This window comes from Mycobacterium sp. IDUB_36, assembly GCF_055419225.1.
Genome location: NZ_JBVAXH010000001.1, coordinates 3,031,881 through 3,044,277 on the forward strand (window position 1 = coordinate 3,031,881; position 12,397 = coordinate 3,044,277).

Annotated in this window: 10 protein-coding genes; 5 read left to right on the forward strand and 5 right to left on the reverse strand. The window is 65.7% G+C overall.

What is annotated here, in order from left to right; translation table 11 throughout:
* The first annotated feature begins 45 nt into the window (after positions 1 to 45).
* The 4 genes from ACZYW1_RS15025 (at position 46) to ACZYW1_RS15040 (ending at position 5,982) form a co-directional block, all read left to right on the forward strand.
* Positions 46 to 1,107, forward strand: coding sequence for an amidohydrolase family protein (locus ACZYW1_RS15025; RefSeq protein ID WP_463787839.1), 1,062 nt, complete (start codon positions 46 to 48; stop codon positions 1,105 to 1,107).
* Between the two features lie 8 nt (positions 1,108 to 1,115).
* Positions 1,116 to 2,363 (forward strand): M24 family metallopeptidase, encoded by a 1,248-nt coding sequence (locus ACZYW1_RS15030; protein ID WP_463786955.1) that lies wholly within the window; start codon positions 1,116 to 1,118, stop codon positions 2,361 to 2,363.
* The gene (locus ACZYW1_RS15035) at positions 2,363 to 3,493 is read left to right on the forward strand and encodes a M24 family metallopeptidase (protein ID WP_463786956.1); all 1,131 of its coding nucleotides are present in this window, start codon (positions 2,363 to 2,365) and stop codon (positions 3,491 to 3,493) included. Before ACZYW1_RS15030 ends, ACZYW1_RS15035 begins: the two co-directional genes overlap by 1 nt.
* A 65-nt stretch (positions 3,494 to 3,558) precedes the next feature.
* Positions 3,559 to 5,982: a CaiB/BaiF CoA transferase family protein gene (locus ACZYW1_RS15040; protein ID WP_463786957.1), complete on the forward strand. Its 2,424-nt coding sequence runs from the start codon at positions 3,559 to 3,561 to the stop codon at positions 5,980 to 5,982.
* Between the two features lie 31 nt (positions 5,983 to 6,013).
* On the opposite strand, the gene ACZYW1_RS15045 is transcribed toward ACZYW1_RS15040, so the two are convergent.
* The 5 genes from ACZYW1_RS15045 to ACZYW1_RS15065 all read right to left on the reverse strand — a co-directional run bounded on the left by ACZYW1_RS15045 (position 6,014) and on the right by ACZYW1_RS15065 (position 11,024).
* Positions 6,014 to 6,838, reverse strand: a complete 825-nt coding sequence (locus tag ACZYW1_RS15045; RefSeq protein ID WP_463786960.1) for an SDR family NAD(P)-dependent oxidoreductase — start codon at positions 6,836 to 6,838, stop codon at positions 6,014 to 6,016.
* 46 nt (positions 6,839 to 6,884) lie between these two features.
* Positions 6,885 to 7,958 carry a phosphotransferase gene (locus tag ACZYW1_RS15050; RefSeq protein WP_463786961.1) on the reverse strand — a complete coding sequence of 358 codons (1,074 nt, stop codon included), beginning with the start codon at positions 7,956 to 7,958 and terminating at the stop codon, positions 6,885 to 6,887.
* Between the two features lie 9 nt (positions 7,959 to 7,967).
* Positions 7,968 to 8,807, reverse strand: coding sequence for a mycofactocin-coupled SDR family oxidoreductase (locus ACZYW1_RS15055; RefSeq protein ID WP_463786962.1), 840 nt, complete (start codon positions 8,805 to 8,807; stop codon positions 7,968 to 7,970).
* A 28-nt stretch (positions 8,808 to 8,835) separates the two neighbouring features.
* On the reverse strand, positions 8,836 to 10,035 hold the full coding sequence (locus tag ACZYW1_RS15060; protein ID WP_463786964.1) for a cytochrome P450: 1,200 nt from the start codon (positions 10,033 to 10,035) through the stop codon (positions 8,836 to 8,838).
* 335 nt (positions 10,036 to 10,370) lie between these two features.
* Entirely contained in the window at positions 10,371 to 11,024 is a 654-nt protein-coding gene (locus ACZYW1_RS15065) for a TetR/AcrR family transcriptional regulator (protein ID WP_463786965.1), read from the reverse strand.
* Positions 11,025 to 11,204: 180 nt separating this feature from the next.
* On the opposite strand from ACZYW1_RS15065, the gene ACZYW1_RS15070 reads away from it, so the two are divergent.
* On the forward strand, positions 11,205 to 12,380 hold the full coding sequence (locus ACZYW1_RS15070) for an acyl-CoA dehydrogenase family protein (protein ID WP_463786967.1): 1,176 nt from the start codon (positions 11,205 to 11,207) through the stop codon (positions 12,378 to 12,380).
* The last annotated feature ends 17 nt before the right edge of the window (positions 12,381 to 12,397 follow it).

Here is a 12,397-nt window from a genome sequence, read left to right on the forward strand (position 1 = left end):
CACGGACATGCCGACGGAACCCCCACCGGTCTGCCGGAGGGCACCGTGGTGTTCTCGGCGGACAACCACATCTCGATCGCCGACGACATCTTCTTCAACCGCTTCCCCGACGAGCTCAAAGAAAAGGCGCCGCGGATCTGGTACGAGGACGGCGCCTACCAGGTCGGCCGGAAGGGCCAGTCATTCCTGCCCGGCGACTTCAGCGCCGTGCTGATGCAGTACGACGACCTGCCCGGCGCGGCGAGCACCAACATCGCCGCCCGGATCCAGGAGCTGCGTGAGGACGGCGTCGACAAGGAACTCGCGTTCCCCAACGCCATCCTGGCGCTGTTCCACTACCCGGACAAGCAACTTCGCGAGCTGGCCTTCCGGATCTACAACGAGTACATCGCCGAGCTGCAGGAGCAGTCAGGAGGTCACTTCTACGGTGCCGGCCTGATCAACTGGTGGGACCCGGCGGGTGCGAAGAAGACCTTGGCGGAGCTGAAATCTCTGGGGCTCAAGACATTCCTGCTACCACTGAATCCCGGCAAGGATGACGACGGAAACGTCATCGACTACGGCAGTACCGCCATGAAGCCGGTCTGGGACGAGATCGAAGCCGCCGGACTGCCGATCTCCCACCACATCGGGGAGACACCGCCGAAGACTCCCTGTCAGTTCAACAGCGTCGTCGTCGGCATGATGATCAACATCGACGGGTTCCGCGAGCAGTTCGCCAAGTACCTGTTCACCGGTATCCTCGACGACCACCCCAGCTTGCGCATCGGTTGGTTCGAGGGCGGAATATCCTGGGTTCCTTGGGCTTTGCAGGACGCCGAGCATCTGGTGGCGTCCTACCAGCACATGTTCAACCGGCCGCTGCAGCACGACGCGCACTACTACTGGGACACCCACATGAGCGCCTCGTTCATGGTCGATCCGCTCGGTCTACAGCTGATCGATCAGATCGGTGTCGACAGGGTGATGTGGTCCAGCGACTATCCGCACAACGAAAGCACTTTCGGCTACTCGGAGAAGTCGTTGGCCTCGGTCGTCGAGGCGGTCGGACCGGACGACGCCGTCAAGATCGTCAGCGACAACGCCACCAAGTTCTTGGGGCTGTAGGCCGTTCGATGACTGCAACCACATCGGTCCTGCCGGCATGCACGTCGGTGCTCGATATTCCGGAGACGCCGGATATCGAGCGGATGCGTCGCGAAACCGGCGCACGGCTGCGTTCGGCGATGGCCGACCGCGGCGTGGATGCGCTGATCTTGCTGGGAAACAACAGCGTGGTGTACGCCACCGGGGTCAGCTGGCCGCTGGGCGATGCCGGCCTGTCGTACGTCGAACGACCGGTGGCGGTGGTGCTCGCCGACGATCCGCATCCGCATCTGTTCCTTCCGTTCCGGGAGGGCGCATCGTCGGAGTCGGGTTTGCCGGCAGACCATCTGCACGGCCCGGTGTATCTCGAATTCGACGAGGGTGTCGAGAAATTCGCGCGGATGATCCACGAGCTCATTCCGGCTGCGGCCACCATCGCCGTCGACGAGCTCACCGGCGCCATGCGCCGCGCGCAGTCTCAGCTGTTCCGGTCCGGTCCGCCGACCGACGCCGCACAGGTCGTCGGTGCCGCCAAACTCATCAAAACCCCCGACGAAATCGCTTGCATCCGAACCGCGGTGAAGATCACCGATGCGGCGATGGTCGACGTGCAGGCGTCGTTGGCCCCGGGCATTCGGCAGATCGACCTGTCAGCCGAGTTCACTCGTCGCACCTTCGAATTGGGTGCGATGGCCAGCATGCTGGAGCCGATCTGGCAGGTGATGCCCAAGTTCAAGGCGGACGGAGTCTGGACCACCCACGGTGATCTGGCGTTGCCGCTGTTGACGACTGAGCGTGAACTCGCCGCAGGTGACGTGCTGTGGACCGATGTCAGCATCACCTACCAGGGCTACTGCTCCGACTTCGGTCGCACCTGGGTGGTCGGTGACCAGCCGACACCGCGGCAGCACGCCCAGTACTACAGGTGGCAGGAAATCATGGATGCCGTGCTCGGCGTGGTGTGCGCCGGGGCCACCGTCGCGGACCTGGGAAGAACGGCGACCACAGCCAACGGCGGTACGAGGCCGTGGCTGCCGCACTTCTACCTGGGCCACAGCATCGGCGTCAACGCCGCCGAAACACCCATGATCGGAACCGATCTCGGTGCGGAATTCGACGAGAACTTCGTCCTCGAACCGGGCATGGTGATGGTTCTCGAACCGGTGGTGTGGGAAGAAGGCACCGGTGGTTACCGCAGCGAAGAGATCATCGTCATCACCGAGGAAGGGCATATCCGGTTGACCGACTACCCCTATGCCCCGTACGGAGAGGCCTGATGGCTACCGAGGTTCTTGCCGACGACCGCGCGCTGCGGACGGGCCGACGCGAGCGTGCCCTGGCGCAAATGGAAATACACGACCTGGACGTCCTGGTGCTGGGGCGGCAGGCCAATGTCCGCTACGTGTCCGGCACGCCGCAGTTGTGGGTGGCCGGAACCAGACCCTTCGGTCCGACCTGCGTCGTAGTGCGGGAGACCGGCGCGATCCACCTGCTGAGCACGTGGGACGAGGGCGTGCCCGACGACATCCCGCACGAGAACCTGTACGGCATCGCGTGGAACCCGGTCAACACCATCGCCAACCTGAGCCGCATACCAGGTGCTGATGTCGCGAAACGAGTTGGCACCGACGCGCTTTCACCAGGGTTCGCGCAGCTGCTGCCGATGGCGTTCCCCAAGGCCGAGCTGGTCGACGGCGAGCTGGCGATGCGCGCGGCGCGACGGATCAAGACACCCGAAGAAGTGGTCGCACTGCGCGAGTCCATTAGGGTTGCCGAGCTCGGATTGGCCGCGGCGGTAGCCGAATTGCGGCCGGGACTCAGCGAAAAGGCGTTGGCCGGTGTGCTACTGGAAGCGATGGCGGCCGGCGGGGTCAGCACTCCGTCCACGCAGGACGCCGCCTGGGTGACAGCGCGCGACCACCCGTGGCGCCGGGCCAATCCCGACGGCCTGGTGCACGCCGGCGACCTGGTGGCGTTCTCATCCGGAGTGCTCGACGGTGGCTACACCGGTGAAGTGGGCCGCACCTGGCCGGTCGGCGACGTCCCGGGTTCGTCAGATCTCTATCGGCGGTGGGATGCATTGTGGGACAGGTTGTTCGAGGCCTGTCAGCCGGGAGCGCCAGCTCTCGATCTGCTGGCGGCCTACCAGGCCGCCGGTGAAGAGCTGCCGCCGATGCCCATTGCGCGCGGGCTGGGCTTGGGCTTCGACCCGCCGGTGGTGTCGCCGCATCTGCCGGCGACGGCTGCCGAGGAGCAACTCGAGGCGGGCATGGTGCTGGCGGTCACCGGCTACGTCTGGCAATCGGGCGTCGGTGCGGTGTTCGGGCGAGAGGCGGTGTTGATCACCCCCGATGGACCCGAGGTGCTCACGTCGAGCCCCTCGGCCCACATCGCAGTCGGCGCCTGATCGTGGCCGAGCGCGGGCGGCCGTCGGCCGAGGAGAAGTCCGGCCGGGCGAAGAAGGATTGAGGCGTGGTACCCGACACCGGTCCACTGCACGGCTACACCGTCGTCGAACTCTCTTCCGGCATCGCCGGCGCCTACTGCGCCAAGCTGTTGGCCGACGGCGGTGCACACGTGATCAAAGTGGAGTCGCCAGAAGGTGATCCGCTGCGTCGGTGGTCGGCATCCGGTGCCACTGTCGAGCCCGGTTGTGACGGCGCCCTGTTCGGCTATCTGGCCGGCGGAAAACACGGCGTGGTCGCCGACCCCGCCACCGATGCCGGCTTCGTGGACGAGTTGCTGGCCGGGGCGGACGCGGTGGTGTGGTCACGCGGATCAGCGCTGGCCGAATCGTTCACACCGGCAAAGCTCCGCGAGACGCATCGGCACTTGATCGTCACGTCGATCACCCCGTTCGGGCTGGACGGGCCCTGGTCCGGTCTGCCGGCGACCGAGTTCACCCTGCAGGCATGGTCCGGCGGCATCGTCGGGCTGGGTCGCGGATCCGCCGACCGCGCACCGGTCTTCGTCGGCGGTCAGGTGGGTGACTACCTCTCCGGTGCCTATGCCAGCGCCGCAACTCTGACCTCACGAATCCGGCAGTTGGACACCGGGGCCGGCGAACTCCTCGACCTGTCGATGCTCGAAGCCCACATTCTGGGGCTCACCTATTATCCGGTGACGTATTTCCAGATGCTCGGGCGGCCGTGGCGCGATGCCCGTAGACTCACGGTGCCCGGAATCGCCCGTGCCAAAGACGGTTTGGTGGACGTTGGCTGCGGCACCGCACAACAGTGGTTCGATCTCTGCGCGATGGTCGGTCAGCAGGACTGGATCGACGAGGACTCGCCGCTCTCGATCACCGAGATGGCGAACGAAAAGGCCGCCGACATCTACGCATGGTTCGAGGCCCAGAACGCTGACGACATCCGCGACCTAGCCACCGCGTTCCGGATTCCCAATGCGCCGGTGGCGAACGGCGCCAACATCACCGAGCTCGAACAGTTCCGGCACCGGGGCTCGTTCGTCACCAACCCCCGCGACGGGTTCTCCCAGCCCGGTCCGCCCTATCGGATGAAGCCGGCGACACTGGTCGCGCCGCGACCCGCACCACTGCTGGGCGAGCACACTGCGCAGTACCGGCAGACACCGCCGGCCGCCAAGCGGCCTCCCACCGATCACGTTGCAGAACAACTGCCGCTCAACGGTATTCGTGTGCTCGACATGACGACGTTCTGGGCTGGGCCGAGCTGCACCCATTTCCTGGCGATGCTGGGTGCCGAGGTTGTGCACGTCGAGTCGACGGGCAAGCCGGACGGCACCCGGCTGATCGCCGGCATCCCGGTCACCGAAGACCAGTGGTGGGAGAAGTCGCCGATCTTCTCGGCGCTGAACACCAACAAGAAGGGTCTGACCGTCGACCTGCAAACGGACACCGGCCGGGACCTGTTGCGCCGACTGATCCCGACATTCGACGTGATCGTCGAGAACTTCACCCCGCGGGTGCTCGACCAGATCGGATTGGACTTCAATGCAATCCAGGCGATCCGGCCGGATGCCATCCTGCTGCGAATGCCCGGCTTCGGTCTGGACGGGCCGTGGCGGGACAATCCGGCTTTCGCCTATGTCATCGAGGCCGCATCCGGGGTGAGCTGGCTGACCGGGTATCCGGACCGAAACCCCTACGAGCCGTACTCGATCGGGGACCCGAATGCCGGCATCCACGCGGTCAACGCGTTGTTGCTCGCCGTGGAGTTCCGGCGCCGCACGGGCCGCGGTGTGATGATCGAAGCCGCGATGGTCGATGCGGCACTGAACATCGCCGCCGAACAGGTCATCGAATACACCGCCTACGGAGCACTGCTGCAACGCGCGGGCAACCGGGGGCCGACGGCTGCGCCCCAAAACGCCTACCTCTGCAGCGATGTCGACGAGTTCGGCAGCCGCGACTGCTGGGTCGCCATCGCTGTTGCCGACGACCAGCAATGGTCCGGGCTGTGTGACGCGCTGGGCGCTCCGCACTGGGCGCTGGATCCGACGTTGTCGACAGCGGATGGCCGCCACCGGTGGCACGACCTCATCGACGAGCACCTAAGCGCATGGTGCGAGAGTCGGGGCGGCGACGACATCGTGCGCGTGCTCTGGGATGCCGGCGTGCCGGTCGCCAAGGTGATGCAGCCGCATCGTCAGATCGAGATTCCCCAGCTGCAGTTCCGCGGCTTCTTCGAAGACGTCGGCCACCCGCTCGGCGAGCCGGCTCCGCACAGCACTGTCCCGGTGAGGTTTTCGGCCGGCCCGCACCGATTCCATCGAGGCCAGGCGCCGCTGCTCGGCGAGCACAACGACGAGCTGCTGGCCGGCATCGGGCTCAGTACAGGCGAAATCGCCCAGCTGGAGGCCGAGGGCGTGATCGGCCGGGCGCCCGGCACCACGCGAAAGGCCGCCAGCCGGTGAGCATCCGGGGGACGAATCCGCGGCTGGCGGGTCAGTGACTCCAGCCGTCGTTCGCCTGCGCGTCGAAGGTCTGGTCGATGCGGTCGAAGCGCTTGCGGATCGACCGGCGGGCGGCCGAATGCGGTAGCACGTAGAGGCGGTTGGCCGCGATCGCGTCAACCGTCAATCGGGCGACCTCGTCGACCTCCAAGGTGTCCGGTTGCGCCGGTGTCCCGGCCGAGGCGAGCCCGTAGTCGGCGCCCATGATCCGCCCCGAGTTCGACAGCAGCTCGGTCTCGACCACCATCGGGCACAGCACTGACACACCGATGCCGGCGTCCTTGACCTCCCGCGCCAGGTTCTCGGCCAGGCCCACGACGCCGTACTTGGCGACGCTGTAGGCCCCGAGCCCGAGGTTGGGCATCAGGCCGGCGAACGACGCGGTGAATGCGACGTGCCCGCCGGTGCCCTGCTCCAGCAGTCGGGGCACGAACGCCTCGACGGCGTGAATCGAGCCCCACAGGTCGATGTCGATCACCCAGTGCCAATCGTCGTGGGTCATCTGCGCGATCGGTCCCCCGACCACGATGCCGGCGTTGCTGAACACCACGTCGACCTGGCCGAGCAGACGGAACGCCTCGTCGGCCAGGTGGTTCATCTCGTCGAGAGACCGCACGTCACACAGCACCGGGTGGGCTTCGAATCCCTGTGCCTGCAGATCCGTGACGGCCTGCTCCAGCGCCGGCTTGTCGACGTCGGCAAGTACGAGACGCACTCCGCGCCTTGCCAACTCAGTTGCGGTCGCGAGACCGATACCGTTCGCGCCACCGGTGATGACGGCGCTTTTCCCTTCGAAATACCCGCTGTCGTTGCTCATGGCGCGACGGTAGCCGACGTGGCTGCGCGAATGCGGGCAGCCCCGGTTATCCGGTGATCGCGTCCAGCGCGGCGCGGGTGTCGAGGTCGACGAAGGCCGCCGCGTACCGCTGCGCCAGGGCGAGGCAGATGTCGGCGCCTTGCCAGGCGTCCCCGCCGCTGAGCGTGGCGATCCAGATCGCCAGGCCGTGTGCGACCGAAGCCCGGTAGCGCAGCCAGACCTCGTCGGCGCTGGGCGCCTCATCGGCCGGCAGCGTCAGCGCATTCCGGTATTCCGCGACGAGGTCGCGTTCGGCCGCGCGACGGTCCTCGATCGTCAGCGCACCCTGCAGGAAGTAGCCGAGGTCGAGCGAGAAGTTGCCCCGCCGGGCCATCTGCCAGTCGAGAAACCCGACGGTGTCGTCCGGCAGCACGTAGGTGTTGCCGATGTGCGGGTCGCCGTGCAGCAGCGTCTGCGGTGCTTCGGTCAACGTGCCGATGTAGCGCGCCCAGATGTCGACGAACAGCTCGGTGCCCGTCATCGCGGGGATCTCGGCGGGCACCGAATCGCCCATGCGCTGATGCGCGATTTCCAGCGGCGCGTACTCCAGACCGGCGAACGCGACGAACGGCTCCAGCCAGCCGAGCGCCGGATTGGACGCGCTCCGGTCGCCCCAGAACGCACTGTGGAGTTTCGCCAGACCGCGAACGCCGCTGGCCGCCTGGTCGACCGTCAGCGGTCGAGTCGAATCGCGCGGGTCGGCGCCACGGGCGACCACGTCCTCCATGATCATCAAGAAGTCGGAGTGCGCTTCATCGATGATCGCGGTGTAGACGGTCGGATGATCAAGCGGCAGAACGACTCCCGAGCTGAACAGGCGAGGCTCGTGATAGAGCCCGCTGGTCAGCGCCACGAGTTCGGCGTGCGCCGGGTCGACGGCCTTGGCGAACACGGTCGCCGGGCCGGCTCCCTCGGAATAGGTCAGCCCCAGCCGGGCCCGCCGGTTGGTGCCGTCATCGCGCAGCACCACCTCGACGCCGCCGACCACCGCGCCGGGATAATCACCCCGCAGCGCGTCCGTCATCCACGCCGGGGTGATCTGATCCCAGCCGCCCGGAATCGACAGCGCTGAAAGTGTCACGGCGACAACCTATTTGAGGCAGCTACCGCCGTCGACGGGCAGCGTGACACCGGTGATGAAACGCGCCTCGTCGGACGCCAGGAACAGCACCGCGTTGGCGATGTCCTCGGGTTCGACCCAGCCGATCGGCAGCGTGTGCATCAGCTGGCCCACGACTTTCATGTCGTCGGGGCCCGGGTTCTCCAGGTCCGGACGGAACAGCCGCATGGTGCCCTCGTTCATGAACAGCGGGGTGTTGACGTTGGTGGGGTGCACGGAGTTGACCCGGATGTTCTGCGCGCCGAGTTCGACCGCGAAGGTTCGCATCAAGCCGACCACGCCGTGCTTGGCGGCGACGTAGTGACCCGTGTGCGGGTAGGCCTTGAGTCCGCCCACCGAGCTGGTCAGGATGATCGAGCCACCTCTGCCGCCCGCGAGGATGTGCGGCACACCGGCTTTGACGGTCTTCCACACCCCCCCGAGGTTGATGTCGATCATGGCGGTCCAGTCCCGCTCGCTGGTCTTGTCCAGCGTCTGGCCGCCGTTGCCGATTCCGGCATTGGCGACGATGATGTCGAGTTGGCCGAGCTGCTCGACGCCGGTGTCCACCGCCGCTTTGAGCGCGTCGTAGTCACGGACATCGACTTCGGCCGTGAAGATCCGACGGTTGTGGCCCTTCACCAGATCCGCGGTCTCGGCCAGATCCTCCGGTGTGGACGCGGCGATCAGATCGACGGTGTCGATCTTCTTACAGATGTCGACCGCGATGATGTCGGCACCCTCCTGGGCCAGCCGCACCGCGTGCGCGCGGCCCTGGCCACGTGCCGCACCGGTGACGAACGCGACCTTGCCTTCGACTCGACCCGCCATCGTTTCCTCGTTTCCTAGTTGTGATTGCTCAACCGACGACCGCAGGCATTGTGTCCCAGCCACGCACGGTGGAGGTCGGGGACAACGCGGCACGGCTGAGGTCGACCTGCCATTCGGGAAAGCGCTTCAAGATCTCCTCGAGCGCGATGCGCCCCTCCAGCCGGGCCAGCGCCGAGCCCAGGCAGTAGTGAGTGCCGACACTGAAGGACAGGTGCTGGCGGGGTTCACGATGAATGTCGAAAATGTCTCCGTCAGGCGGGAATTGGCGATGGTCTCGGTTGGCGGCGCCGATCAGCATCATCATCGCGCTGCCTGCCGGCACGGTCTGCCCGTAGTAGGTGATGTCGCGGGTCACGTACCGGGCCACGTGCGGCGCGGGCGGTTCGAAGCGCAGCAGCTCCTCGATGGCCGCAGGGATCAGCGCCGGGTTGTGCGCCAATTCCCTTCGCTGATCCGGATGCTCGGCCAGCACCTTGCCTGCCCAGCCGATCAGCCGGGTGGTGGTCTCATTGCCCGCTCCGGACACGACGGCGATATAGGTGAGCAGCTCTTCGCGGGTCAACCGCCGCGTGACGCCCTTCTCGTCGGCGAACTCGACATTCAGCAGATCCGTCATGATGTCGTCGGACGGGTGCTTTGCGCGCCAGTCGATGAACTCGGCGAAGAACTCGCCGGTGTCCATCGCAGAGGAGGCATCCATGGGTTTGCCTGCCTCCGTGCGCATTTGGTCGTTCGTCCGGTCGCGCGCAGCTTCCTGGTACTCGTCGGGGACGCCGAGCAGCATGCCGATCACTTTCATCGGCATCTGGGCGCCGAGATCACCGACGAAGTCGAAACTGTCACCGCCGGCGATCGGATCCAGGCTGTGCGCGCAGAATTCGCGGATCTTGGGCTCGAGATCGTTGATTTTGCGCGGGGTGAACATCCGGGCCAGCAGCTTGCGGTGGACGTCATGGATCGGTGGGTCTTCGAAGATGATCACGCCCGGCGGAATGTCGATGTTCGCTTTGATCAGTTCGATGATCGCGCCGCGGGCAGAACTGAAGGTGGCGTGATCGACGAGCGCGTCGTCGACGTCGGCAAACCGGCTGAGCGCGTAGAAGTCGTGCTGCTCGTTGTAGTACAGCGGGGCTTCTTCGCGAATCGCCCGGAACGCCCGGTAGGGGTCGGCATTGATCTCCACGTCGTACGGGTCGTAGTAGACCCCGTCGGGTGCAGCCACTGTCACTGGAATTCGCCTCTCGCCGCGCGCGCATCGGGAATGGCGCTCAGATCTGCGGCAACTCTGTCATCAGGCGGCTACGGGTGTCAATGTGGGATCCGTTTTCGCTACTTAGCATTCTCTTGCGGTGAGAATCCAATTTCCAACGCGACGTTTTTGGTGCGTTATGTGAGCATTGAAACGTCGTATGTCGGCCTCGTCGCGGTCGCGGCGAGTGACCGATCGGGGATGTGACGCGTCACACGATCCCGACCCATCGGAACCAAACCGGCCGAGTTGAGTGTGCGGCGACGCTTGTGCAAGTGAAGTTCTCACTTCACGGTAAGCCGATTCTCGTGCGGCTAACCGCCGACGAATCCTTGCGAGCAGAAGTCCCACACCTCGTCCGCAGTGATGGGATGGATGGTCGCCTCGCCCGGACCGCCGCTGGATTGCGCGATGAACATGACGGTCTGCATGGTCATTGCGGCCATCCGGCGCGGATTGACGCCGGTTCGGAGTTCACCGGCTTCGCTGGCGGCCTCCATCAGCTCGGTCAGCAAAGTGACCAGCGGCGCATGCGCGATCTTGACTTCGTCGGGGTGTGAGACCAGTAGTCGCGGAGCAAAGTCGGTGAACAACGGACGCTTGGCCGTCGGATCCGGGCGGGAGGCCTCGAAGAGCAACTCGACGGCGACTTTCAGCCGTTCGATCGGAGCGGTGTGGTTGGCCGTCGCCGCACGGATCTGATCCGACGAGCGACTCAGCGCGTCTTCGAAAAGCGCCAGCAGTAGCTCGTGTTTGCCATCAAACTGCAGGTAGAAGCTTCGCAACGACTGCCGGGAGCGGTCCACCACCTCTTGGACGGTAAAGTCTGTGCTGCCCTTCTCGATGATGATCGCCTGCGCAGCGTCCAGGAAGCGCTGGACGCGTTGCGCGGCCCGCAGTTTCGCCGTTTTGATCGAGCGTTCGACGGCGCGCTGCTTCCAGGCCGGCTCTTCGCTGGGGCTGGTCACGGGCGGCTCGGGTGATTGCCGCGAGGGGAGAACATGGTTGGACTGTACCGGAGAACGCCGTGTCATCAGTGTGCTCTCCCCCTCGCGGGACGACGTGTCTGAGATTGTAACTTTCCCTTGGCGAGAATAATATTCTCTCATTGCTCTGCTGGGAAGTGGAATACGAATTACGGAGCCCCGATGCAACTGACGTTCGATGCCGAGGTGGAGCAATTCCGGGCCGAATTCGTGGCATTCCTCGACGAGCATTCGCCGGAGGAAGCCACTGCGGTCCAACGTTCCCGCTCATCATCCGACGTGCCGCTCTGGGCGCGGCGCTGGCAGCGGTTGCTCTTCGACCACGGATGGCTACTGCCCGGTAATCCGCCCGAGTTCGGCGGCCGTAACGCGACCGTGCTGCAGCAATACGTGCACGCCGAAGAGTTGTCGCGGCGACGCATCTACCAGAGCTTCAACCCTCAGGGTGTCGGCATCATCGCCGCGTCACTGCTCTCATTCGGGACAGCGGAGCAGAAGCACGAATGGGCGGTGCCCATCCTGCGAGCCGAGATCACGGCGTCCTTGGGCATGAGCGAGCCCGGTGCCGGCTCCGACCTCGCGTCTCTGCGCACGGCGGCGGTACGCGACGGCGAGCACTTCGTGGTCAACGGACAGAAGGTGTGGACGTCGGGCGCCCACGACGCCGACGTGCTGCTGACCTTCGTGCGGACCGATCCGGATGCGCCCAAGCACAAGGGAATCAGCGTGCTGGTGATACCCACCGACACCCCGGGTCTGGTGCGACGGCCGTTCGCGTCCGTCGCCGATCCCGAGGACCTGGACTTCAACGAGGTGTTCTTCACCGACGTTCGGGTGCCGGTGGAAAACCTCGTCGGCCCGCTCAACGAGGGCTGGCGGGTAGCCAACGGCTCGCTGGGCCACGAGCGCAACATGCTCTGGATGGGCTATGCCGATCAATTGCAGGAGTTGACAGCCGATTTCGAACCGATCGGAGATCTGGAGCGTAATCGTTACGCCACCCTGGTGATGGACCACGAGGCACTGCGGCTGCTGGGGTCGGTGACCCTGGCGCGAGCCGCCCGCGGCGAGGACGACGTCGCCGGCCAGTCGGTGCTCAAGCTGCTGGGATCGGAAGCCGTGCAGACGGCCACCGAACACGTGCTGGGCGCCGCCGGGGTCGACGGGCTCGTGCACCCCGCGCTCACCGGCCCGTACGCGCCGTTGAACCTGGATTCCCACTACGGCAGCTGGTTCGACCGCTACCTGCGCACCTTTGCGGCGACCATCGCCGGTGGCACATCGGAGATCCAGCGAAACATCGTCGCGCAGCGAGTCCTCGGTCTGCCGCGAAACTAGGACGCGGCGACGAAATC